The 25,469-nt window shown below is 46.5% G+C and carries 15 protein-coding genes; 9 read left to right on the top strand and 6 right to left on the bottom strand.

From position 1 onward, the window contains the following. Positions 1–110: 110 nt before the first annotated feature. Together GQS64_RS11715 and putA are read right to left on the bottom strand one after the other, a co-directional pair. Positions 111–3,428, bottom strand: a complete 3,318-nt coding sequence (locus GQS64_RS11715; RefSeq protein WP_369805264.1) for a DNA translocase FtsK — start codon at positions 3,426–3,428, stop codon at positions 111–113. Positions 3,429–3,588: 160 nt separating this feature from the next. After that, the gene (gene putA, locus GQS64_RS11720) at positions 3,589–7,257 is read right to left on the bottom strand and encodes a trifunctional transcriptional regulator/proline dehydrogenase/L-glutamate gamma-semialdehyde dehydrogenase (RefSeq protein WP_198231725.1); all 3,669 of its coding nucleotides are present in this window, start codon (positions 7,255–7,257) and stop codon (positions 3,589–3,591) included. Positions 7,258–7,433: 176 nt separating this feature from the next. Here putA and GQS64_RS11725 point away from each other — a divergent pair, with 176 nt between their 5' ends. Then, positions 7,434–7,904, top strand: a complete 471-nt coding sequence (locus GQS64_RS11725) for an Lrp/AsnC family transcriptional regulator (protein ID WP_198231726.1) — start codon at positions 7,434–7,436, stop codon at positions 7,902–7,904. A 135-nt stretch (positions 7,905–8,039) separates the two neighbouring features. Here the strand turns inward: GQS64_RS11725 and proP are convergent, their stop codons facing one another. Continuing rightward, positions 8,040–9,530, bottom strand: a complete 1,491-nt coding sequence (gene proP, locus GQS64_RS11730) for a glycine betaine/L-proline transporter ProP (RefSeq protein ID WP_198231727.1) — start codon at positions 9,528–9,530, stop codon at positions 8,040–8,042. A 494-nt stretch (positions 9,531–10,024) separates the two neighbouring features. Here proP and GQS64_RS11735 point away from each other — a divergent pair, with 494 nt between their 5' ends. The 7 genes from GQS64_RS11735 to GQS64_RS11765 all read left to right on the top strand — a co-directional run bounded on the left by GQS64_RS11735 (position 10,025) and on the right by GQS64_RS11765 (position 17,107). Further along, a complete protein-coding gene (locus tag GQS64_RS11735; RefSeq protein ID WP_198231728.1) occupies positions 10,025–10,657 on the top strand; it encodes a hypothetical protein in 633 nt (210 codons plus the stop codon). Positions 10,658–10,985: 328 nt separating this feature from the next. Then, on the top strand, positions 10,986–12,416 hold the full coding sequence (locus GQS64_RS11740) for an aldehyde dehydrogenase family protein (RefSeq protein ID WP_198231729.1): 1,431 nt from the start codon (positions 10,986–10,988) through the stop codon (positions 12,414–12,416). Positions 12,417–12,502: 86 nt separating this feature from the next. Beyond that, the gene (locus GQS64_RS11745) at positions 12,503–12,700 is read left to right on the top strand and encodes a hypothetical protein (RefSeq protein ID WP_198231730.1); all 198 of its coding nucleotides are present in this window, start codon (positions 12,503–12,505) and stop codon (positions 12,698–12,700) included. A 509-nt stretch (positions 12,701–13,209) separates the two neighbouring features. Continuing rightward, positions 13,210–14,640, top strand: a complete 1,431-nt coding sequence (locus tag GQS64_RS11750; RefSeq protein ID WP_198231731.1) for an aldehyde dehydrogenase family protein — start codon at positions 13,210–13,212, stop codon at positions 14,638–14,640. An 86-nt stretch (positions 14,641–14,726) separates the two neighbouring features. Next, a complete protein-coding gene (locus GQS64_RS11755) occupies positions 14,727–15,725 on the top strand; it encodes an RluA family pseudouridine synthase (protein ID WP_198231732.1) in 999 nt (332 codons plus the stop codon). A 166-nt stretch (positions 15,726–15,891) separates the two neighbouring features. Continuing rightward, positions 15,892–16,821, top strand: coding sequence for an RNA polymerase sigma factor RpoH (gene rpoH, locus GQS64_RS11760; protein WP_077993848.1), 930 nt, complete (start codon positions 15,892–15,894; stop codon positions 16,819–16,821). Positions 16,822–16,975: 154 nt separating this feature from the next. Further along, positions 16,976–17,107, top strand: a complete 132-nt coding sequence (locus GQS64_RS11765; RefSeq protein WP_256435151.1) for a hypothetical protein — start codon at positions 16,976–16,978, stop codon at positions 17,105–17,107. Positions 17,108–17,284: 177 nt separating this feature from the next. Here the strand turns inward: GQS64_RS11765 and GQS64_RS11770 are convergent, their stop codons facing one another. After that, the gene (locus GQS64_RS11770) at positions 17,285–19,156 is read right to left on the bottom strand and encodes a hypothetical protein (RefSeq protein WP_198231733.1); all 1,872 of its coding nucleotides are present in this window, start codon (positions 19,154–19,156) and stop codon (positions 17,285–17,287) included. Between the two features lie 194 nt (positions 19,157–19,350). Continuing rightward, on the bottom strand, positions 19,351–20,643 hold the full coding sequence (locus GQS64_RS11775; RefSeq protein WP_077993850.1) for an adenylosuccinate synthase: 1,293 nt from the start codon (positions 20,641–20,643) through the stop codon (positions 19,351–19,353). A gap of 2,006 nt (positions 20,644–22,649) precedes the next feature. Here GQS64_RS11775 and glpT point away from each other — a divergent pair. Then, positions 22,650–23,993 carry a glycerol-3-phosphate transporter gene (glpT, locus tag GQS64_RS11780; protein WP_077993851.1) on the top strand — a complete coding sequence of 448 codons (1,344 nt, stop codon included), beginning with the start codon at positions 22,650–22,652 and terminating at the stop codon, positions 23,991–23,993. A gap of 930 nt (positions 23,994–24,923) precedes the next feature. Here the strand turns inward: glpT and GQS64_RS11785 are convergent. Continuing rightward, positions 24,924–25,448 carry a GNAT family N-acetyltransferase gene (locus GQS64_RS11785; RefSeq protein ID WP_198231734.1) on the bottom strand — a complete coding sequence of 175 codons (525 nt, stop codon included), beginning with the start codon at positions 25,446–25,448 and terminating at the stop codon, positions 24,924–24,926. Positions 25,449–25,469 lie beyond the last annotated feature (21 nt).

The raw sequence follows: 25,469 nt of genomic DNA on the forward strand, positions 1-25,469 counted from the left end.
AAACGGTGCTGTCCATTTTTTAAAAATAACGGGATTTGATCTCTAAAAAGCAAAAAGGTGCAGACATCACTGTCTACACCTTCTCGCGAATTATTCCGGCCACTGAATTATCAAAATTCATGACCATGGTTTAGAAGAATTTCACGTTTTCCCACATGGTTGGCGGGACCGACAATGCCTTCAGCCTCCATGCGTTCAACCAATGTCGCGGCCTTGTTGTAACCGATACCCAAACGGCGCTGGATGTAGGATGTTGAACATTTTTTGTCGCGCATGACAACTTTGACCGCTTGCAAATAGAGTTCTTCGACATTTTCTCCCGCACTGCCTGCGGCCACAATATCGGCAATGGAATCAGCGTCCTCGATAGATTCTTCTTCGTCTTCGCCATCCGTCACCGTTGCAAGATAATCGGGTGTGCCTTGTGTCTTTAAATGTGCCACAACATGTTCGACTTCTTCATCCGAAACAAAGGGACCGTGAACACGAACAATCCGGCCACCGCCTACCATGTGGAGCATATCACCCTGCCCCAGCAATGTTTCTGCACCTTGTTCGCCGAGAATCGTTCGGCTATCGATCTTGGAGGTAACCTGAAATGAAATGCGGGTCGGGAAATTCGCCTTGATTGTGCCGGTAATAACATCAACCGAGGGGCGTTGCGTTGCCATGATAAGGTGAATTCCCGCAGCACGCGCCATTTGTGCCAAGCGCTGGATTGCACTTTCGATTTCTTTACCGGCAACCATCATCAGGTCGGCCATTTCATCAACAATAATGACGATATAGGGAAGGCGCGAAAGATCCATTGCCTCTTCATGATAAAGCATTTCGCCGGTTTCCTTGTCGAAGCCGGACTGGACACGACAGGTAATGGTTTCGCCTTTTTCGGCAGCCGCACTGACTCGCTGGTTGAAGCCGTCAATATTGCGCACGCCGAGTTTTGCCATTTTGCGATAGCGGTCTTCCATTTCGCGCACCGCCCATTTCAACGCCGTTACAGCCTTTTTCGGGTCGGTCACTACCGGAGTGAGAAGATGCGGTATGCCGTCATAGATAGACAGTTCAAGCATTTTCGGATCAACCATGATGAGACGGCATTGCTCCGGTTTCAAACGATAAAGCAGAGACAAAATCATGGCGTTGATTGCCACCGATTTACCCGAACCCGTGGTACCGGCAACAAGCAGATGCGGCATTTTTGCAAGTTCTGCAATGACCGGTTCACCGCCGATATTTTTACCCAGTGCAAGCGGAAGCTTGTAATTGCTATCCTGAAATGTCTTGGACTGGATAATCTCGCGTAGATAAACGGTCTCGCGCACTTTATTCGGCAATTCTATGCCGATAACATTGCGCCCCGGAATAACCGCAACACGTGCAGAAATGGCCGACATTGAACGGGCAATATCATCAGAAAGACTGATAACGCGCGATGATTTGACACCGGCTGCCGGCTCGAATTCATACATGGTAACAACCGGCCCCGGACGGACATGGATGATTTCGCCTTTTATACCGAAATCTTCCAGCACGCTTTCAAGGAGTCCTGCGCTGCGTTCGAGTGTTTCCTGAGAAATCACCGCACCATCTTTATGTTCCGGCTCCTGCAAAAGGTCGATTGAAGGGAAAATATAGGAATCGTCGCTTTGGGATTTCGGGCTTGGAATAAAAGCCGGATTGAGCGTGCGGAATGGCGCAGAAATCGTCGCTTTTGTTGCCATTGGCGCAGTTGTTGCATCTTGCGCGGTTGTTGCATTTTGCGCGGTCGTTGCGACTGGAGCTGTTGTTGCCATTGGCGCAACAGCTTGCGATTTTTCCTTTTGTTCGGGAGCCTTTTCTTCTCCGCTCTGCTGGGGCGTTACAGCCTGTGAAAGCGATTGACCGGAGGGAGCATTATCGGTTTTTACCGGTTCAATGTCTTCAATAATTCCGGCAGATGGAGCAACCGGCTTTTGCTGCCCTGAAGAGGAAACAGAAACCGGATTTTGCGGTGCTGCTTGGGATATAGTGACGCTAACAGGTTCACTCGTTTGCGCGTCACCGGCCGTATTTTGCAGATTCTTCTCGACACCTGCATTTTCAATAACCACTTGCCCCTGATTATTGAAGCTGGTGACAACAGAATTGTCAGGCAATGGTGTTACGACTTGTAGAACAGGCGTTTCAGTCAATCGGGGAGTGATTGCCGGACCGACACTTGATAAGGATACATTTTCCGTTGCCGCTGTTTGATTGATGATTGATTGCGGTGCGGCATCAAAGATAACTGTATTTGTATTTTCTACACCGGCTCTCGCCGATGTTTCAGGCGCTTGAACTGCCGCATCATGTGCAACCGGCGTTGCAGCCTCTGATTCAGTACTTGTCGGCTGAGTGACATCGGGCGTTGCCACCTGTTGTTCGATTTTTTCTTCCGCTTTTTCTGTTGGTTTTTCAGAAACACTTCCATGCTTTTTCGGGAAACGGCATTCCAGCACCCGATAAAGGTCGGCAATAGATTTTTCCTCAACTTTCAAGCCGCTTTTTTCTTCGCTTGCATTGCCCGTCATTAAAGTGGAAGCCACTGGCGGTAATTGGGAAGCAGACGACGTGAGCGCCCCGTCAAGTGACATTTTTTGTACAGTCACAACGGGCTTCTTTTCAACCGCAACAGGCGTTGTATCCATTATCGGCGTATTTACGTTCGTGCTTGTTTCCGGAGCGATGGTGTTTTCACTTGCAAACGGCGTTTCAACTGCTCGAGGCTCGCTTTCATTTTGCGGCATGAACGTTGCCAGTTTTTCCAGAATATCCGGCCCGCATTCAAAAAATGCCGAATCGGAAAGATAAAACGGTTTTATATCGGCAGGCGTATTGATTTCGGATGCCTGTTTTTCTACTCCGACCACCTTTTCTACTCCGACCACCGCTTCTTGCATAGAAGTTTCATTCCGGATTTGAGCAGAACCACTATTTTGAGGGCGGGTGTAAACAGATTTGACGCTATAATTCTGTTCGATATTTTTGCGTTGGACAGAAGCAATTACTTCGTCTTGCAAGGAGCGAACTTGAGTCTTTCCCTGCTCCAAGGGCGTGGTTCCGGCAAGTGTAACCGGTTCTTTATTTTCTGAAGAATCCTCTTTCAAGGCCACGTTTTCACGCTTTTGCCTTTGTTCAAGCTCGAAAGCCTTCAATTTTTCCGCAAAATCGGGATCATTTTCAACCCGTTTGCGCACAAGCTCGACTTCCGGTGTGCGTGTAAAACGTACATTCTGGCCGAGGGCAAAAGCCTTTTTCCATATGGTGGGATATTGCGTTTGTGATGGCGCGCCAGAAACCGCTTCATCTGGCTTTGCAGTGGCGCCAGAAACGGGTTTGGCAACAGGATTTAAAGAGACCGGATTTGTTTTCAGATTACGCATGGCACTCAAACTGGATTGCGGCAATTTTTAAAGATTGCCTTTTAACGAAACTCATTTTTTCAACGTTAAAGTGCGAAAGTTAATAACCTTTTTCCAAAGTCGCTTTATCAACAAAAAAACCACCGGAACGGATATTCCGGTGGTGATGACTATATCTGCAATCAGCAATAATCATTGCCGGTCTTCAGCCGATTGTCATCAGGCTTGCATTGCCCCCTGCTGCGGCTGTGTTCACCGAAGTCGAAACTTCTTCAACGAGATAACCGTGGTTATAGGGCACTTCACCTGATGCAAGCTCCTCGCTTGTTGCTGCTTGTGTCAGAATTATCGGGCCTGAAAGGGCTGCTATAATTTTCTGTTTCTCGATAATGCTATTTTCATCGCCTTCAATGAGCGCACCCGCATAAGGCCCGTCGGCATTCAAATTTTCTGTCCATTTGACATTCGGTAAAAGCTGCTTTGGCAAATCCGAAAGCGATTGTTGCAATTTGCAAGCCGCGTCAATCACGGCAATATTGCCGGTTGCAAATGTCGCTGCAAGCTGCCGGTAAAGCCCGCTTTTTGTTTGCGGAAACAAGAGAATTTTTCCGCGGCTATGAAGGGAATAGACATTGCTTTCCCCCACCGGCCCCGGCAAATTGACGGAGACGCCAAGCGGTGATTTGCCGCTTAATGATTTTGCAAAAGCTGCATCGGATGATTCTCCGTTTTTTTGAAGCCAATCGGCAAAACTGTCGATGAGTTCATTTTTGCTTTGCCCAACAGAAAATTGCGGGTCGGGAGCCTGTTTGACGAGGCGGCCGATATATAAAGGCCCACCGGCTTTGGGGCCGGTTCCGGATAATCCCCTTCCGCCGAATGGTTGCGAGCCGACCACCGCGCCGATGATATTGCGGTTGATATAAATATTGCCCACTTGAATATGACTTGAAACATAATCGACAAAATCATCCAGTCTCGTATGAAGCCCGAATGTCAGACCATATCCGGTTGCATTGATTTCGTTGATGAGCTTTTCAATATCTTTGCGTTTATAACGCACAACATGCAAGACCGGCCCGAAAACTTCACGCTTCAATTCGCCAATCGAATCGATCTCGATAAGAGTGGGGCTTACATATGTTCCCTCTTTTGCAATATCGGGAAGGGGAACTTGGGTCACTTTATGGCCCATAGCGCGCATTGTTTCGATATGCGTTTCGATATTATCCCTGGCTTCTGCGGTAATCACCGCGCCAATATCGGTACCGATAAAATCGGTGCGTCCGATACGCAATTCCTGCATTGCGCCTTTGAGCATGTCCAGAATGCGGTCGGCCACATCTTCCTGTAAACACAAAACCCGCAAAGCCGAACAACGTTGGCCTGCACTGTCAAAAGCCGAGGCGATAACATCTCCCACAACCTGTTCGGCAAGTGCTGACGAATCGACAATCATGGCATTCTGCCCGCCGGTTTCGGCAATAAACGGAATGGGTTTTTTATCCTTATTAAGGCGGGTTGAAAGCTCTTTCTGGATGAGACGTGCAACTTCGGTCGAGCCGGTAAACATAACACCTGAAGTCGCTTTCTCGCCAATCAGTGCCGCACCGATTTTTCCATCTCCCGGACAAAATTGTAAAACGTCCTTCGGGATTCCCGCTTCATGCAATATGCGCACACCTTCAGCAGCAATAAGCGGTGTTTCTTCGGCAGGCTTTGCCAGAACGGTATTGCCCGCCGCCAATGCAGCCGATAATTGACCGATAAATATCGACAACGGGAAATTCCACGGGCTGATACAAACTATCGGCCCTAAAGGTTGTTCATTGCCTTTAAAAGTTGCGCGCAACTGTCCGGCATAAAAGCGCAAGAAATCTATTGCTTCTCTCACTTCGGCAATAGAATTCGGAATAGATTTTCCGGCTTCTCTTGCCGCAAGCGCCAGAAGTGAAGGCATACGTGCCTGCATAAGATCGGCTGCTTTTTCAAGAATTTCGGCGCGCGATTGATGGGAAGTCTTTGCCCATGATGAAAACGCTTTTTCAGCATGAGAAACCATCTTTCTGGCTTCACTTTCATCAATCTCGATAACCTCGCCCACTTTGTCGCGATGGTCTCCGGGATTAACGATTGGGCGTGATTTTGCGCCCTTTTCGACATTCGCCGGTGCTGCTTGCCAGCTTAATGAAGAACTTTTCTCAAATTCTTTCGAGAGTTCTGCAAGCACTGTTTCGTTCGATAAATCATAGCCGTCGGAATTGCGGCGGTCTTTGCCGAAAAGATCGGCAGGTGAAGCAATCTTGTCATGCTGGGCACCGGGAACAGGCATATTACGCACCACATCCACCGGATCCACAACAAGTTCATCAACCGAGATAGACTTGTCGGTAATGCGATTGACAAAAGAAGAATTGGCACCATTTTCCAACAAACGCCGCACCAGATAAGCAAGCAAAGTTTCATGTGTTCCGACCGGTGCATAAAGGCGCGCGGGACGCTGCATTTTATCTTTGCCTACGACCTCGTCATAAAGCGGTTCCCCCATGCCGTGGAGACACTGGAACTCGAATTGTTCGATAGTATATTTATCAGGCCCCGCCAGATGATAGATCGTTGCCATGGTTTGCGCATTATGCGTTGCAAATTGCGGGAAAACAGCATCGGGAGCGGAAAGAAGTTTTCGGGCATTGGCAACATAGGAAACATCTGTATAGACTTTACGGGTATAAACGGGAAAACTTTCAAGCCCGTCAACCTGCGCGCGTTTGATTTCAGCATCCCAATAGGCACCTTTGACAAGGCGCACCATCAACCGATGATGACTGCGGCGGGCAAGATCAATGAGATAATCGAGTACAAACGGGCAGCGACGGCCGTAAGCTTGCACAACAAAGCCGATACCGTTCCACCCGTCAAGATCAGGATCGAAACAAAGGCTATCCATAATATCGAGTGAAAGTTCGAGCCGGTCGGCTTCCTCGGCATCTATATTGAGGCCGATATTGTAATTTTTACACAGCAAAGCCAATTGTTTGACGCGCGGCATGAGTTCGCCCATGACTCGGTCGGCTTGCGAGCGGAAATAACGGGGATGAAGTGCCGACAATTTAATGGAAATACCCGGCCCCTCATAGACGCCGCGTCCGTTCGAGGCTTTGCCGATAGCGTGGATAGCCGTTTCATAATCGCGATAATAGCGATCGGCATCGTCAGCCGTTGTGGCGGCCTCTCCCAACATATCATAAGAATAACGAAACCCGCGTGCTTCCAGCGGTTTCGAGCGCTCAAGCGCTTCGCCAATGGTTTCGCCGCGCACAAATTGCTCGCCCATCATGCGCATCGCCATATCCATTCCTTTGCGGATAACCGGCTCGCCGCAACGCGCGATAAGACCTGTCAAAGAGGAAGACAGTTCCCCTTCCCTGACACTCGATGATAATTTGCCGGTAACCACAAGTCCCCAGGTTGCAGCATTGACAAAAAGCGATTTTCCACCACCCAAATGCGCTTTCCAGTCACCGCCTGCCACCTTGTCGCGAATGAGAGCATCACGGGTTGCTTTGTCGGGAATGCGCAATAGCGCTTCTGCCAGACACATAAGCGCCACACCTTCCTGCGACGACAAGGAATATTCATGAACCAGACCTTCGACGCCATTGCCCTTATATTTTGCCCGCATTGTTTCGATAAGGTGACGGGCTGTAGCAGCAATGTCTTTTTTGGTTTTCTCGTCAATTGTTGCTGCCTCGAGAAGCGGCTTCAGACATTCGGTTTCCGGACGGCGATAGGCTGCGGTGATTTTTTTGCGAAGTTCGCTCTGCTTGGAGATCGGAGGCGCAAATTCGGCAAAAGGTTTTTGTGTTCTGGTCATTATTTCATTCCACTCTGGATAAGATTTCTAGAACTTGAAAAAGATTGGGGGATATGCATTTAAAGCTTGTTATGCCGCGATCATAGCACCGCCTATAGTTTACTTCTTGCATAAAAAACGGTATTTTTTAGCGTTTTTTCTTATTTTATAGCTATCTATTGGGGTTTTTTACATTAATGGAAGAAAAAAATAGTGAAATTGACCGCATTGATAATCGTATTATTGATGCGCTTGTTGAAAACGGCCGTATATCTATTACCGAACTTTCCGAGAAAGTCGGCCTATCCAAAACGCCTTGCCAATTGCGTTTGAAAAGGCTTGTCAATGAAGGCTATATCACCGGCTTTCGTGCCGTTCTTAACCCTGCAAAAATGGGACTTGAACATATTGCTTTTGCGGAAGTGAAACTTTCCGACACAAGAGAAGAAGCTTTGCGGGCTTTCAACGCCGCCGTTAAAAAAATACGGGAAGTGGAAGAATGTCACATGATTGCAAGCTCGTTCGACTATCTTTTGAAAGTGCGAACCAGCGACATCAAGCGTTACCGTATTGTTCTTGGCGAAAAAATTTCGACCTTGCCCTATGTGGCAAGTACATCCACCTTCGTCGTTATGGAAAATGTGGTTGATGCCGGTTTCAGACGCTAAACGATATGCCGGAAACCTCCGGCAAATCCCCTGCATCTGTCAGGTCGGCCAACGGGCTTTGAGGGCAAAAAGCCGGTTGGTCGTCAACAAAATGCAACAAACACATTTTTCAATCACAACAAACACATTTTTCAATCAATTGAGTTTCGGGTGTTGATCGACAAGATTTTGCCGTTGTTCCTCAAGGTCGGAGATTTTGTTTTCAATCTCGTTGACCTGATCTTCGATATAATCGAAATGTTCCTGCAAAACTTCTTTTGCTTCGGTTTTGGATGAAGCAACCGGCGTTGCGTCTTTTAACGGGCGATTAGCCGTTTCCGGCATTTTGACGGCTGCAATAAAGCCGAAAACCGCAACCACCATAAGATAATAGGCCGGCATATAAAGAGATTGCAAGGTTTCAACAAGCCAGGCTGCAATAGGTGGCGTAAGACCGGCAATCAACACCGCAATATTGAAACAGATTGCAAGCGTTCTGAAGCGTACGTCTGTCGGGAAAAGTGCCGGAAGGATAGAGGCCATAACACCGATGAAACAGCAAAGAAGAACCGCAAGAACGGCAATTCCCCCTGCAATCATAAACACATTGTGATGCATAACCATATAAAAAGCGGGAATTGCAAGAAAGAATTGACCGACAGAACCTATAAACAGAAACGGTTTGCGACCGATTTTATCGCTTAAAAAACCGACAAGCGGTTGCACCAGAAGCATGAACGCCATGACAACAATGATAATAAGAACACCATGGTCATAACTATAGCCGAGATTGACGGATAAAAAGTTCGGCATATAGGTGAGCAACATATAATAGGTCGAATTCACCGCAACAACCAAAAGACAACTGATAACAATGCCGTTGAGGTTTTCCTTGATGATCGTACCGACAGATGTTGTCTCGACTTTTTCCTGTTCTTCCATCTCGGCCGAATTGTTATTTTGGGCTTCATAAGTGGGCGATTCATCCAGTGATTTTCTCAAAAAAAGGCCGATCAATCCCAGCGGCAGTGAAATGAAGAAGGGGATACGCCAGCCCCAATCGCCCATTGCATCCTGCCCGATCACAAGAGAAATCGTCGACACCACCAGAGCACCGACGAGAAAACCGGCAATGGAACCGAAATCGAGCCAGCTTGCCATAAAACCACGTTTTCTATCCGGTGAATATTCGCTGACAAAAACCACCGCACCGGCATATTCGCCACCAACGGAAAGCCCCTGTATGATTTTAGCGAGAAGTAATAAAAGGGGCGCAAATACCCCGATTGTCGCATAAGAGGGAATGAGGCCGATGGCAAATGTGCTTGCCGACATCAAAATGATTGTAAAAGAGAGAATGTTTTTGCGACCGTATTTATCGCCAAGATAACCGAAAATGGCGCCGCCCATCGGCCGGAACAGAAAAGGAATGGAAAAGGTTGCAAGCGAGGCGATCAATTGAACCGATTGGGGAGCGGAAGCAAAAAACGTGTGTCCGATAATGACTGCCAGAAAACCGTAGACACTAAAATCGAACCATTCAATGGCATTTCCGAGACCTGCTGCACAGATAACTTTTCGCAGTTCCTTGTTTCCGACAATGGGAATATCTTTGACAGTGAGTGGTTGTAGTGTCGTTTCTGACATATGTTCTTCCTTCTTCCTGATATGTCTTTTTTAAAGCCCGCATTTTTTCTGCGCGCAAAACATATCTCTTCATCAATAAGCGTGCGAATGACGCGCAAATGAAGACCGTTGCATTACCAAATCTCACGATGTTGAGGTTTGCCCTTTTCCCGAATAAAAACAAACGGATTCGCTTCAATCAAATCTTCCGTCAAACAAAACCGAAAATTTGATAAAGGGCTAAAGACGATTGGATAATTGCCCACAACAACGATAAAGTTTATCGTAAAAATTAGGGTCGGATCAATAACCGTCAACCAAAATCACATATATGAGGGGTATAGTATAATAACATAAATTAAAAATAACAACCCGACCGCTTAAGAAGGAACTTTTGATGTGGATATATCCTTTCAACTGTGAGGTGTGGAAAAGCATATTCCGTCTGCTATCATCTTATAATTAAGAATTCTGCTTTATAATTCGGCCCGAATGAAATTGACGATGACCAAGCCATGGAAGAACTGATCTATATATTGCCATTTGACCTGCACGGTATCGAGATCGTCGTTACGATACTCATAATCGCGTTGGTATTGTTCTCTATCGTCATGAGGCTCCTGAAAGTACCACAGAAACTCATGGTGATTGCCACCGGTGCTCTTGCAATGAGTGCCTATATGGCTTTCCAGACCGAAGGGCCAAGCCCGATCCAGCCATTAATCAACCTTGCCCAACGCCAAAAACAGCTTGATCGGCAATTCAAACACAGCGTGCTGAAGTTCGACGTTGTAACCTTGACCCATGTTAAAGTGCGCGCGCATTCGCTTACGCTGACTTTGAAAACGAACGAGCCTCTTGCCGAAGGTTCCACAAAAGACGATCTTGAGGCCTATGCCAACAGTTATCTCAATAAAAATCTCGGCCAATATTGCCGAATTCTCAAGGCCGAACAGGCGCTTCCCTACCGTAAAACCAATCAACGATATTTTGATTTGACGATCAATTCCTATTACGTCAAATTTATCGACGCAAACCGAACTGCAAATATGGAAATTCCCGTATCAAGTTGTGAGAACAGGATAATAACAAGCCCGACAACCGGAACAGGCTCGACAACCGGAACAAGCCCGACAACCGGAAAATAGATCTTGCCAAAAACCGGAAATTGAAAATCCGGAAATTGCAGGCATGGATTTTATGAAACCGGATTTCAGGACGTTAAGGTTTAAACAAGCGCATTTTTTGGACTTGTCCGGTTTTGTGCTTGTCTGACACCGATAATTCTGAAAAATTGGGTTTCCTACAAACCGGCTTGATTTTTCAAAAACCGGAATTTTCAAAAAACCGGTTTGTTCGCACATACCGGAATGGCATATTTTTAACATAAAAGTTTTGCCGACATCAGCGTCTTATCGCTTTGGATAGAGGTGAAACGGATATAAACGAGTTGGCGAGGACTTGAAGGGATAAACTATGTTGGATAAACGCAAATTCTATATAAATGGTGCATGGGTGGAACCGGTTGAAGCACGCGATTTGGAGGTCATTGATCCTTCAACCGAAGAAGTTTGTGCTGTCATCAGCAATGGCACCGAAAAGGATGCCGATCGGGCCGTCGAAGCAGCAAAAGCAGCCTTTGAAGGGTGGAAACACACCGACCCGCAAAAACGTCTGACTTTTGTTGAAAAGATATTGGCCATCTATAATCAGCGCAAAGGCGAGATGGCAAAGGCAATTTCGACCGAAATGGGTGCGCCTATCGATATGGCTATTGAACAGCAGGTCGGTGCAGGCGGTCGCCATATTGAAACATTTATCGACAGTTTTTTACATTTTTCATTCCAGTCCGAACTTGTCAAAGGTCATAAGGATAGTGCTTTACAATATGAGCCTATCGGCGTCGTCGGTCTCATTACGCCATGGAACTGGCCAATGAACCAGATTACTTTGAAGGTCATTCCGGCATTGCTTGCCGGTTGTACCATGGTTTTGAAACCGTCGGAAATTGCACCTCTTTCCGCTTTGCTTTTTGCCGACATCATCGATCAGGCAGGGGTTCCGAAGGGTGTGTTCAATCTTGTCAACGGCGATGGTGCGGGTGTCGGTACACGTCTTTCCGGCCATCCTGACATTGCAATGATAAGCTTTACCGGCTCTACCCGCGCAGGCAAAGCAATTTCCAAAAATGCAGCCGACACATTGAAACGTGTGGGGCTGGAGCTTGGAGGCAAAGGCGCCAATCTGGTTTTTGCCGATGCCCGTGAAAATGCTGTCAAATGGAGTGTTTTAAGGTGTTTCAATAATAGCGGCCAGAGCTGCAATGCACCGACCCGTATGTTTGTCGAGTGTTCGATTTATGAAAAAGCCAAAAAAACGGCGAAAGAAGTAGCAAATAATGTCAAACTTGCTGTGGCAAGCGAACACGGTAACCATCTCGGACCGGTTGTATCCAAAGCCCAGTTTGAAAAAATCCAGGGCCTTATCCAGTCGGGTATCGACGAAGGTGCAACACTTCTTGCTGGCGGAACGGGTTTGCCCGAAGGCATCAATCACGGCTATTTTGTTCGCCCGACTGTTTTTGCCGATGTCACACCGAATATGAGAATTTTCCGCGAGGAAATTTTCGGGCCGGTTCTGTCGATGATTCCTTTTGACAGCGAAGAAGAAGCTTTGGCGATGGCCAATGATACAGATTATGGCCTGACCAACTATGTCCAATCCGAAGACAAGGAAAGATGCCACCGCGTTGCCACAGCATTGCGTTCCGGCATGGTTGAAGTCAACGGTTTGACCTTGCCGAAGGGAAGCTATTTCGGTGGTGTCAAATATTCCGGCCATGCCCGCGAAGGCGGCATTTGGGGAATTACAGAATTTCTTGATACCAAAGCCATCTCGGAATGGTAAAATAAAATGATTGTTTCCGGCAAGAAGGAGATGACTTTTTGCCGGAAATGCAAATTTACGACTTTCGCATATGAGCAGGATAAAATTTGATCAGACTGGTAAGTGATGACTCGGCCGAAGGCCAACGTGTCGACCAATGGCTGGCAAAAAAATGTCAGGAAATGTCGCGTTCGCGCCTTCAGGCACTCATTCGCGAAAGGCAGTTGAAGATCAATCAAAATCTGGTTTTAGGGACAAAAACCCGATTGAAAACCAAAACCGGAAACCATATTGAAAAATGGTAATATCATCGAAGTTAGGCTTACCGAAGCTAATTACCGCACGCTTGCAAGGCGAAGCAACAGACTTTGATATGTTCGATGAAACTGATGATTTTATAGTTATCAACAGAAAGGCCTTGTTATCCATTCCGGCAAGAGCAACGAGACAGAAACAATCGCCAATGCGGTGGTTCCCCCCTCTGGTTTTTCGCTTTCCGATATAGCCCCTCTTTAAAAGGTCGTTCGGCTTATAAGGCCGTTAAAAATTTACCGTATTTATAGTGTTTTAACGGGACTTTCTTGTATCTTGTCTTCTCGCGGCTTTTTTAAAAAACAAACGACAACACTTTAATAGCTATGATCGCAGTCTAAATAATAAGAGCAATCGTATTTTTTAAAAAGCCGTTTGCACGGAAATACCGGCTCTTCTATTTTTTTGAACGACAGACGTTTTTCCAATGTGGATGTCTTGGGGCTTCGGGAAAAGGAAAGCCGATAAGATATTGCCCTGAGTGGGCCTTAAAAGGATAAATATGTTAGATAAACGCAAATTTTATATAAATGGCGCCTGGGTTGAAGCAGCCGAGGCCCATGACCTCAAAGTAATTGACCCGTCCACGGAAGAAGCTTGTGCTGTCATCAGCAATGGCACGTCAAAGGATGTCGATCGTGCAGTTGCAGCTGCAAAAGCAGCCTTTGAGGGATGGAAGCACACCGACCCGCAAAAACGTTTGACTTTTGTTGAAAAAATATTGGCCATCTATAACCGGCGCAGAGGTGAAATGGCAAAAGCCATTTCAACCGAAATGGGTGCCCCCATTGATATGGCCTTGGAACAACAAGTCGGAGGCGGCGCTTACTTTATCGAAGGCTTTATTGATAGCTTTAAGCATTTTTCGTTTGAGACAGAACTTGTCAAAGGTCACAAGGATAGTGCGCTTCAATATGAACCAGTCGGGGTCGTCGGTCTCATTACACCATGGAATTGGCCAATGAACCTGATCAACCTGAAGGTTATTCCGGCATTGCTTGCCGGTTGTACGATGGTTTTGAAGCCGTCTGAAATTGCTCCGCTTTCCGGCCTATTATATGCCGATATTATTGATGAGGCGGGTCTTCCCAAGGGCGTGTTCAATCTCGTCAATGGTGATGGTGCCGGTGTTGGAACATGTCTTTCCGGACATCCTGACATTGCAATGATAAGCTTTACCGGTTCGACCCGCGTTGGCAAAGCAATTTCCAAAAATGCAGCCGACACATTAAAACATGTTGATCTGGAGCTTGGTGGTAAAGGTGCCAATCTGGTTTTTGCTGATGCCCGTGAAGATGCTGTCAAATGGAGCGTTCTAGCGTGCTTCAACAATAGCGGACAAAGTTGCAATGCACCAACACGTATGTTTGTCGAGCGTTCCATTTATGAAAAAGCCAAAAAAACGGCGAAAGAAGTAGCGAATAACGTCAAACTTGCTGTGGCAAGCGAACACGGGAACCATCTCGGACCGGTTGTATCCAAAGCCCAGTTTGAAAAAATCCAGGGCCTTATCCAATCGGGTATCGACGAAGGTGCAACGCTTCTTGCCGGTGGAACGGGCTTGGCTGACGGTTTCAAGCACGGCTATTTTGTCCGCCCGACCGTTTTTGCCGATGTCAAACCGGATATGAGAATTTTCCGTGAGGAAATTTTTGGGCCGGTTCTGTCGATGATTCCTTTTGACAGTGAAGAAGAAGCCATAGCGATGGCCAATGACACGGATTATGGGCTGACCAACTATGTCCAATCCGAAGACAAGGAAAGATGCCACCGCGTTGCCACAGCATTGCGTTCCGGCATGGTTGAAGTCAACGGTTTGAGCTTGCCGAAGGAAAGCTTCTTCGGTGGTGTCAAATATTCCGGCCATGCCCGTGAAGGTGGTATCTGGGGAATCAAGCAATTTCTTGATACCAAAGCCATCTCGGAATGGTAAAATAAAGTGACTGTTTCCGGCAAGAAGGCGATGACTTTTTGCCGGAAATGCAAATTTACGACTTTCGCATATGAGCAGGATAAAATTTGATCAGACTGGTAAGTGACGATACAGCCGAAGGCCAACGTGTCGACCAATGGCTGGCAAAAAAATGTCAGGAAATGTCGCGTTCGCGCCTTCAGGCACTCATTCGCGAAGGACAATTGAAAATTAATCGGATTCCGGTTCTGGAGCCGAAAACCAGATTGAAAAGTGGCGATTCAATCGAGTTTTCTTTGCCGGAACCGGTTGCTGCGCGCCCACAAGGTGAAGCAATAGATCTTGATATTCTCTATGAGGATGACGATCTTATAGTTATCGACAAGCCTGTAGGCCTTGTTGTCCATCCCGGCAATGGTAACGAGACGGGAACAATGGTCAATGCTCTCATTCACCATTGCGGCTCTTCGCTTTCGGGTATTGGTGGCGTAAAACGCCCCGGAATTGTTCACCGGCTGGACAAGGATACGAGCGGGGTCATGGTGGTCGCCAAAAATGACCATGCCCATAATATGCTGAGCCGTCAATTTGCCGACCATGGCCGACAGGGTGCGCTTGAGCGGAGCTATCAGGCTGTCGTTTGGGGTGCTTTCGAGCGACAAACCGGCGTGGTTGACACCTATCTTGGACGTTCATCGCGCGATCGCACGAAAAGAGCTGTTGTCTCGCCAACACAGATGGATGCCCGCCATGCGATTACGCATTATCGGGTCATAGAAACATTCGGGGGCAACAATGAAAAAGAAGCGATTGCAAGTCTGATCGAATGCCGTTTGGAAACAGGCCGCACACACCAGATCCGTGTGCATATGGCTCACATCGGCCACCCTTTGGTCGGCGATCAGGTTTATGGTGGTGCTTTCAAAACCAAAGCCAACATATTACCCGAAGAATTGAAAGCAATTGTCGGCACTTTCCCGCGACAGGCTCTTCATGCCGCGACACTTGCCTTTGAACATCCATCCAGCGGGAAAATCATGCGCTTTACGAGTGGCCTGCCAACTGATATGCTCGACCTTATCGGGGCATTTCGGAAATTTAGGTGAAACTATTCTGGCTTTGGCGGGTTTGTTTGATGGAACGTCAACCTGACATCTGCTTGTTTCTTAAAAAGGCCATATAGAAGGTGTAATATGCTTGTTACATCCTATTCTAAAAGGATATTTTTCGTTTTCGCCTATGACGGGAGAACGCGCTAAAGGAGGGTGCTTTATGGCCCAGACAAATTTACCATCAGTTGCCAACGGTGATGGGGGACTTGCCCGGTATCTGGAAGAGATACGCCGGTTTCCTATGCTGGAGCCGCAGGAAGAATATATGCTTGCAAAGCGCTATCGCGAGCATAACGACCCGAAGGCAGCACATAAACTTGTTACCAGTCATTTAAGACTCGTTGCGAAAATTGCAATGGGTTATCGTGGTTACGGGTTACCGATCGGCGAGGTTATTTCCGAGGGGAATGTCGGCCTGATGCAGGCTGTCAAACGTTTCGAGCCGGAACGCGGTTTCAGACTTGCCACTTATGCTATGTGGTGGATCAAGGCTTCCATTCAGGAATATGTTTTACGCTCGTGGAGCCTTGTTAAAATGGGCACCACCGCCAATCAGAAGCGGCTGTTTTTCAATTTAAGAAAAGTCAAAAGCAAAATTCAGGCTCTGGACGATGGAGACCTCAATCCTGAACAAGTGAAAGAAATTGCAACCCGCCTCAATGTCAGCGAGGATGATGTCATCTCGATGAACCGTCGTCTGTCAGGCGACACATCGTTGAATGCACCGATCCGTGCCAGCGAAGGTGAAAGTGGAGAATGGCAGGATTGGCTGGTTGATGATTCAAGAAGCCAGGAACAGCTATTGATCGAAGAGGACGAGCTTGAAAATCGCCGTGCCATGTTGGAAAAGGCTATGGATAGTCTGAACGATCGTGAAAAAAAGATTTTTAAAGCCCGCCGTCTGTCCGATGATCCTGTCACTCTGGAAGAGCTTTCGACCGAGTTCGGAATTAGCCGTGAGCGTGTTCGTCAAATTGAAGTGCGTGCTTTTGAAAAAGTGCAAAACGCAGTCAAAGCAGAAGCTATTGCCCAAAAACATGCGCTTTTACCGACCACACAAAAGAAAATTGCATCGGCAACCGCGAAGTAAAATGGCTTGAACAGCGTTTCAAGTTTTTTGATTTCACTTTGAAAGCAATAAGAATAAAAACGGTAGAATTTCCTCTCGATCCGGCAAATCAAAAAGGCTCGCAAGAGCCTTTCTGTTTTTAATGTTCAGCCGTGACGGGAGTGAACCAATCATCGTGAAAGCAACAGCAACAGCAACAGCAACAGCAACAGAGACTATCGTCATTCTTAAAGCTGTAACCGGAATTTTGTCGCCCGCATCCGGTTATTGTTTTTTCTTTGCTCTCTACCAATTGCCGGAAGAGTGAACTGTAAGGTCAATTGTTTGCCGACAGGCCATGAAGAATTGAGCTGGATGTCGGGATTAAGAGGAAACTGAATAGAAGATATTATTCGGTATCCTCTTCCCCTCCATCGGTTGCCTCACCGTTATCCGGTGTCTTACCGCTATTTGTTCCTTCAACATTCAAATTCGATTGATTATTCTAAGACCGACTATCGGGATTACCTTCCCCATTATGACCGGTTTCGCTGTTTTCACCGGAGTTTACCTGTGGCGCAACTCCACCATTTCCGCCTTCTTCACCTCCCTGATTATCGGTATTTTTAGTGGTAGAATTCTGCTTCTGATCGTAGAGGGTAGGCTTGTTGTTCTGGTTCAACCAGCTATCGATAACCTGATTGAAAATAGTTTCACCATTTGGTCCTTTGGAAAAAGTCAATTCCGAAATACGGCTGTTTTTGTCGGTAACAACCAGCCTGATCCACCCCAATTGCTTCATAAGTTGCAAGTTGCGATCCCTGAACGGATTGGCACCACTTAATGCAAAGAGGAAGAAATCATCGTCGATCTTCGCCTCGACTGTTCCGGTCAACTGTTGTCCGGGAGCCTGTTCGCTATCCTTGAATGTCAATTCATGAACATTGTCGATTGCCTTGCCTTCAAAATCATCGGGGACAATAAAAATAGCTTCAATAAGATAGGCAGCAGGTAATGACGGATCCGTATTGCGCCGGATCGTCAACCTTAAAGATAATTTCTCGTCGGGAATTGTAACATTGCCGCGCACCGCAAGTTCTTCCGGATTTTGCGCATTGGCTTTGTCCTTGACCAAAGACCATTGAACTGTACCTGTTTCGACTTTTTCGTCCTTCTGATAGGTGCGCGCCTGATAGAATGTTGCCTCTCCGGCTTGTTCCTGCTGGTTTGCAGTTCCGGTTGTGCCAGCCGATGTTGACGTGCCTTCACCCGGTTTGGCTGCCGCTTTCGCAGGGCCTTCATCAACTTCGCTGCCATCCTCCAGCAATCGCTGTGTGAATTTTTCTTTGGGTTGTTCGCTCACACTGTTTCCGGCAACATGTTTTTCCGCTTCATGTGATTTGTCTTTGCCTGAAAGGAAACTCCAGGCTGTCAAAAGAACACCGGCCACCACAATAATGACTGCTGCACTTGACAGACCGATCACAATCGCCCGCTTTCGCGCAGCACGACGTTCCGTACGGCGGGCAGCTTGCACAAAAATATCCGAAACAATATCATAATCGCCATTTTGTTGATTATTGCCCAAGGCTTTCGCCGATTGTTGTTCTTTTTCGGCTTGTTCTTCCAAAGCCTCTTTTTCAGCCGCAATAATGGCTTCCATGTTGACCGGTTCGGCATCCGGCACTGTTTTATAGGCGCGATAATTGTCGGGTTGTTGTGCTGCCACAGTGGAAGCGTCTTCCGACCTGCTGTACGCTTCTTCCTGTTTACCCGACCCTGACGACGGGATTTCACTATTTCGGGAAACGGCTTCGCCGGAAGCAACGGGTGTTTCCCTATGGCTCACATGTTCTTTATTTTCATTTCTGCTTCCATGATGGACTTCTCCTCGTGAAGCATAAAACCGGTTATCAGCCCCCCCGACCGGAATTTCTCTTTCATGATTTGTTAGAGAAGCGGCAGACTGTTCTTCCCGTTCCGAACGTTCAGGAACCTGCCCATGGACATCATTGCCCGCATTTTCATGCGAAAACGGAAACGGGTGTGCTGACGTTATATTTTTTTCGATTTCCGGATTGTTTATTGCCGATTTTGCAAAATCGGTATCAGGTGCCGGCGAATGTTCATCCGGTTTCCTTACCATGATGGTAGAAAGCAATTCCTGTTCAACCGCGACATAGTCGGCTTCAACACTTTTGATAGCATAATCAAGTGCTTTCATTTGTGCTTCAGCAACGTTTTGAGGAACATTGGTCTCGGCAAGTTTCCGCTCGACCGTTTCACGTGCGCGGGCATAAACCCGCGCCCGCAACTGTGGTGTGGGATTTTCCTGAGCGTCGATCGTCTTTTTCAATAAACCTGCGAAATTCGCCATCGGTTTTTTGCTTTCTCATATTTACAACAACCGGCAACCGATTAATCGGTCGGTTGCTACCGATTGTTGACCAATATTGTTCTTAAACAACTCTATCCGGTAAGCTTATATTTTGAGACTAAATAAATATAGCCTTATAAAACAATCGTCAATTTCTGACATCTTCGCATAATGTCAAGAAAAATAACGTCATTTTACCTGTCTTCAAACGGATCCGTCACAAGAATTGTATCCAGACGTTCCGGACTCGTTGACAAAAGTGCTACCGGAGCACCGATCAATTCTTCAATATGACGAACATATTTTACGGCTTTTGCAGGCAATTCTGCCCAGCTTCTTGCGCCGGCAGTGGTTTCTTTCCAGCCTTCCATTGTCTCGTAAATAGGTTTCAGGCGGGTCTGTGCGCCCATGGAGGAAGGCATATAGTCGATTTTTTTGCCATCAAGCTCATAGCCGACGCACAATTTGATCTCGTCAAGCCCGTCAAGAACATCAAGCTTTGTCAAAGCAATGCCGTTAATGCCGCAAACAGCAATCATCTGGCGCAACAATACCGCATCAAACCATCCACAACGACGCTTGCGTCCGGTTACAACGCCATATTCATGTCCGTGTGTTCCGAGATATTCGCCTGCTTCATTTTTCTGTTCGGTCGGAAACGGGCCTTCACCAACGCGCGTGGTATAGGCCTTGGCAATTCCCAGAACATAGTTGATTGCCCCCGGCCCCATGCCCGATCCTGTCGCAGCCTGACCGGCAATCGTATTGGATGAAGTCACATATGGATATGTGCCGAAATCATTATCAAGAAGCGCGCCCTGGGCGCCTTCAAAAAGAATGCGCGAACCGGCGCGACGCTGTTCATCAAGCAACTTCCATGTGCGATCCATAAAGGGAAGAATGTCGGCGGCGACTTCCATCAGTTCGTCATAAAGTGTTTTCGGGTCGATTTCAGGTTTTCCCATGCCGCGGCGAAGCGGATTGTGGTGGGCAAGCAGACGTTCGATTTTTGCCATCAAAGTATCAGGTTCTGCAAGATCCATCACGCGAATGGACCGACGGCCGACCTTATCTTCATAAGCCGGACCGATGCCGCGTTTTGTCGTACCGATTTTGAGACTCGATGTGGCATCCTCACGCGCTGCATCAAGATCGCGATGAAGCGAAAGAATGAGCGGTGCATTTTCAGCAATACGCAAATTGTCAGGTGTAATTTTAATTCCCTGATCTCTGAGTTTTTTCAGCTCTTCAACAAAATGGTGCGGATCAACAACAACGCCATTGCCGATAATTGACAGTTTTCCACGAACAACGCCCGACGGGAAAAGTGACAACTTGTAACTTGTTCCATCTATAACCAATGTATGTCCGGCGTTGTGTCCGCCTTGATAGCGTACAACAACATCTGCACGCTCGGATAACCAGTCAACAATCTTGCCTTTTCCTTCGTCGCCCCATTGTGCGCCGACAACCACTACATTGGCCATAATTTTCTCCGTCCTATGTGAAGGTTCTTTTACCTTCCTTCAGAAATAAACGGTTTTCTTATACCGAACTCTATTGGCGAGTGCGACTCCTCTTTTGTGCTTTTACGCCAAAAAATTTTGTACTTTTATGCCGGAAAATTATGTCGGAGAATGAATTATTCCGGATAATCGCCCCATATTGATTTCACGTAAAAATCGGGTTTGCTAGAACCGCTTTTTAAGCCCATGATTTTTTATCAGAGAGAAAAACCGGAAACGCCGAAAAGATAACCCGATATCGTCCTCCTTATTTCCTCGATTTTCTCCCTCTATCCCCTCTTTTGTCCCTCTATCCGCGCCTTCGTCTCTCTATCTGCTTCCTCCTTTCTGCGTCTTTGTTCCTCTATCCGTGCCGTTATCTATCGCCATTATCTATCCGCGGCTGCTGTCTTGTCTCCGCCTCTCTGTCCCTCTTTCCGCCTCCTTGTCTATCTATCGCAGCCTAAATCCAGCTATCCGCGTCGGCATCTATCTGACGGCGACGGCTTTTCCTCCATCCACGCTTTTTGTCTATATATCCGGATAACCGCGTCTTTGTTCTTCTATCCGCGCTGTTATCAATCTATGTCTTTCTATCCTTGGCTGCTGTCTTGTCTCCGCTTCTTTGTCCCTCTTTCCGCCTCCTTGTCCATCTATCGCGGTCTAAATCCATCTATCCGCGTCGGCATCTATCTGACGGCGACGGCTTCTCCTCCATCTACGCTTTTTGTCTATATATCCGGATAACCGCGTCTTTGTTCTTCTAACCGCGCTGTTATCAATCTATATCTTTCTATCCCTGGCTGCATCCCTCCTTGTTCCACTATCCGCGCCGTTGTTTATCTATGTCTATCTATCGCAGTCTAACTCAAGCTATTTGCGTCTGCGTCTAACTGTTGACGCCCAACTCCATCCACCCACGGTTTCGTTTTTCCCTCTCCTTAACCTATCCTCACATTTTCATTCGGTCCGTTTTTCCGTTCCCGTTTCTGCTTTTCTTTTAAACCTCGCCGCTTCAACACCCGTAAACGCCCATCACGGAATTCCATTCGATTTTTTAAGAGCAAAAAACCGTCCATTCTTTCTTGCTTTATAACGTTGCATCTTCTGTTTCACCCGTAACACCACTTGTTCTGTATCGCCCTTTAACACCGCTCCTTCTGCATTACCCGATGATACCCGCCTCTTCGCGCCTGCTGGTAATAGTGGCCTTTTTAACCGTGGTGATATGAAACTTTCCATCTGATAAAGAAGACCGGCTATGAAGACCGCTTTATTCTTTCAATCTTTTTAAATCGATTTAAATTATAAATGACGTAACTTTAGTGATTCCCTGTACAATTGTTCCCTATTGGGACAATATTTTTCAAAACTGCGGTTTCACTGTTAAAAAATTTTTGAAAAGGGTATTTTTGCGCGCTTGCACAGGCTAAAAAACTGAACATTGTTCAACAATCGGTGATAATTGTAGGGCGACACAAAAACGTTTTATTATCCTATTGTTTTTAATGATTTTTTTGATTTATAAATTATTTAATCGGCAAAATACGAGGTCAAAAATAGTGCAGTCAAAAGCCAAAAAAGATGACAAAAACATTTGTTTATTTAATTTGTTTATTTAAAAAGAAATGAAAAAATTTAAATTATTTAAAAAAATTATTTTTTAAAAACAATTGGTTAGTCATCTATTGCCTTGGCATTCAATGTTGTTTGGTGTTTCTTTTTAAAAACGAATGCCGCCGGTTAACATTGTCTTTTTCGTCTTAACCATTTATTCGTATTTAATTGTGGATTGTTCAATATTGAAATTAATTGAACTCACAACGAAAACATAACGTGTTACTGTGCACAAATTGGATCATATTATCATTGGAATGTAACAGCTATGCGACGTTTTCTTGTCCTTGCGGTGGAAATTTCACCGATTTGCGCATGAAACGCCAAATTTTTTCAGGTTGCGTTCTGTCGATATCTATGGGAGGCAGTTCATGCTAAACATTTTTCAACACGCGCCTAACAAGCCGCGTGTACCCGAAGCGGAAATCGACCCGCTTTATCGTCGTCTGCGTTGGCAGATTTTCCTTGGGATATTCTTCGGTTACGCCGCCTATTATCTCGTACGTAAAAACTTTGCTCTGGCAATGCCTTCGCTGGTCGAGCAAGGCTTTACCCGTGGTGATTTGGGTTTTGCGCTATCGGCTGTTTCTATAGCTTACGGCATTTCAAAATTTATTATGGGGGCGGTATCCGACCGTTCCAACCCGCGTGTTTTTCTCCCTGTCGGTTTGATTCTCGCGTCTGTTGTCATGCTGATTATGGGCTTTGTCCCTTGGGCTACATCCAGCATTGCCGTCATGTTCGTGCTGTTGTTTATTTGCGGCTGGTTTCAGGGAATGGGTTGGCCTCCCTGCGGGCGCACAATGGTGCACTGGTGGTCACAAAAGGAACGCGGGAGCATCGTTTCCTTATGGAACTGTGCGCATAATGTCGGCGGTGGTCTTCCGCCAATTCTGTTCATGCTTGGTATGGCCTGGTTCAATGACTGGCACGCAGCCTTTTATATGCCGGCTTTTGCGGCCATTCTGGTGGCAATTTTCGCCTTTGCAATGATGCGCGATACACCGCAATCATGTGGTTTACCGCCAATTGAAGAATATAAAAACGACTATCCGGAAAACTATTCGGAAAAAAACGAAGTCGAGCTCACCACAAAGCAGATCTTCACCCAATATGTTTTGCCCAACAAGCTCCTCTGGTATATCGCTTTTGCAAATGTCTTTGTTTACCTCTTGCGTTATGGCGTTCTTGACTGGTCACCGACTTACCTGAAGGAAGTCAAGCATTTTGCCGTTGACCAGTCTTCCTGGGCGTATTTCTTCTATGAATATGCAGGTATTCCCGGCACACTTCTGTGCGGCTGGATGTCTGATAAGGTATTCAAGGGCAATCGTGGTGCAACCGGTGTTTTCTTCATGACATTGGTGACCATTGCCACTGTTATTTACTGGCTCAACCCCGAAGGACATCCCAATGTCGACATGATCTGCATGATCGTTATCGGCTTCCTGATTTACGGGCCGGTTATGCTGATCGGTCTTCACGCTCTCGAATTGGCGCCGAAGAAAGCTGCCGGTACGGCTGCCGGTTTCACCGGTCTTTTCGGTTATCTTGGCGGTTCGGTTGCTGCTAGCGCGATCGTCGGTTACACTGTCGATTATTTCGGCTGGAACGGTGGTTTCCTCCTCATGATCGGTGGTGGCGTTATCTCTGTATTGCTTCTTGCCATCGAAATGGTGGGAGAACGCAAACAACATGCCCATGCCGAAAAATAAGTCGTTATAGACTTTAAAAAATATACGCGCTGGATTTATTTTGATTCAGCGCGTTTTTTGTACCCTATCCTTATTTAGCGCGTTTTTTTACTCCATGAACGCTTCTTGATAGGAGCGTTTTATATGACCGTTTTCTGCACACCGTTGCTGCTTTTCATTTGTCTTCTGTGATATGTACAGAACATATCTATGTTGTGTGCAAAACCTGATTGTCATCAAGGCCTATTTATATTCTTGATTGATATGAATAACCGGACACACCGGCCTATAGCAGAGAGAATTAATCACCCCTTCAAACAATCAGGATGGCCGCCTTCTTCGTGTTATTTCAAGTTGCCAAATGGCGCGGGATTTCAACCGGTTATCAATTTACCAAACTGTCTCTAACGGCTTCGGGTCATTGGTTTTCTTACATGCGAAGTTCGGCGCATCGCATTATCGTTTTTAATGCAAATCTTGCGCCTTCAATATGTCGGCTTTTTGGGCGGTTCTCCCCGTCGTTCCACTTCGTCCTTCCCGACAATTTTTCTAAAGCACCGCGTTCATCAAGCGCACAAAAAGACCTGCGTGCTCTTTTGATAAAATAACCCGATTTCCCAACGAAGCTGATAATGGCGGGAGAAATGCAATTCATTGCAAAAATTCGTTGCATCAAAAGAATAACCATCCGGCATTTGGAATAGCAATACACAATAATGATGAAAGCCTTAACACTCTGAAGAGTGAATCGAGATTATCATCCCGAATATCGCAAAGCCGACGATTATACGGTTTCACAACGTTTGCATTTTGTTGAACAATCGCCGGAGTTTTCGTTTTGGCAAATTCCGTTTCATAGAAATAAGAGAGCGTAATTGTTAGATAGGTTGATTGCGCAAAGCCGATAGCCGCTCCTCAACATCGCCTGTCTTCCGGAAAGGAAATGCAAATTCAGAGATTACGTGTCATATAACTGGCGTCTTCGCTATAAGTCAGCAATTTTTGCTTCATTTCCTTTGACACATCAACCGTTTTAAACCCGTTCTTTTGCCAAAAGACTTGTGACCCATGAACAGCAACAAGGGAAAGTGTTTCGAGTTTTTCCCGCTCAGCGACAGCGACCAGAAGTTCAACCGCTTTTTTGCCATTTCCGCCGCCTTGCGCTTCGGGCAATAAAGCAAGATCGTGAATATAGAGCGTATCGCATTTTTCCGGAAGTTTATGAAGCAGACAATCAAGAGCAGGAATGGAATTGGTTTTAAAAGGATGGGCAAGGCAATAACCATAGATTGCACTTGTTCGGGAGACCGGACTCAAGTCTGAAATGTTTCCGGAGGCAGGATTTTCGTCAGAAAATACAAAGCAGGACAAAGGAGAAAGATTGAACTTTTCTTCAAGCACCGCATCCTCTTCCGGAAAATCCGGATGACAAATTAAAGCGATCCGGCAGACATCTGCCAGATCGCTTTCTTTCATTGGACGCCAATATTTCACGGT

The sequence above is a fragment of the Bartonella sp. P0282 genome (genome assembly GCF_048452985.1).
GTDB classification, from domain to species: Bacteria; Pseudomonadota; Alphaproteobacteria; order Rhizobiales; family Rhizobiaceae; genus Bartonella; species Bartonella choladocola.

Bases quoted from the DNA above. Each gene is read 5' to 3' on its own strand.
- putA (WP_198231725.1), bottom strand. From the start codon at position 7,257: ATGACCAGAACACAAAAACCTTTTGCCGAATTTGCGCCTCCGATCTCC.
- GQS64_RS11725 (WP_198231726.1), top strand. From the start codon at position 7,434: ATGGAAGAAAAAAATAGTGAAATTGACCGCATTGATAATCGTATTATT.
- proP (WP_198231727.1), bottom strand. From the start codon at position 9,530: ATGTCAGAAACGACACTACAACCACTCACTGTCAAAGATATTCCCATT.
- GQS64_RS11735 (WP_198231728.1), top strand. From the start codon at position 10,025: ATGGAAGAACTGATCTATATATTGCCATTTGACCTGCACGGTATCGAG.
- GQS64_RS11740 (WP_198231729.1), top strand. From the start codon at position 10,986: ATGTTGGATAAACGCAAATTCTATATAAATGGTGCATGGGTGGAACCG.
- GQS64_RS11750 (WP_198231731.1), top strand. From the start codon at position 13,210: ATGTTAGATAAACGCAAATTTTATATAAATGGCGCCTGGGTTGAAGCA.
- rpoH (WP_077993848.1), top strand. From the start codon at position 15,892: ATGGCCCAGACAAATTTACCATCAGTTGCCAACGGTGATGGGGGACTT.
- GQS64_RS11770 (WP_198231733.1), bottom strand. From the start codon at position 19,156: ATGGCGAATTTCGCAGGTTTATTGAAAAAGACGATCGACGCTCAGGAA.
- GQS64_RS11775 (WP_077993850.1), bottom strand. From the start codon at position 20,643: ATGGCCAATGTAGTGGTTGTCGGCGCACAATGGGGCGACGAAGGAAAA.
- glpT (WP_077993851.1), top strand. From the start codon at position 22,650: ATGCTAAACATTTTTCAACACGCGCCTAACAAGCCGCGTGTACCCGAA.
- GQS64_RS11785 (WP_198231734.1), bottom strand. From the start codon at position 25,448: ATGAAAGAAAGCGATCTGGCAGATGTCTGCCGGATCGCTTTAATTTGT.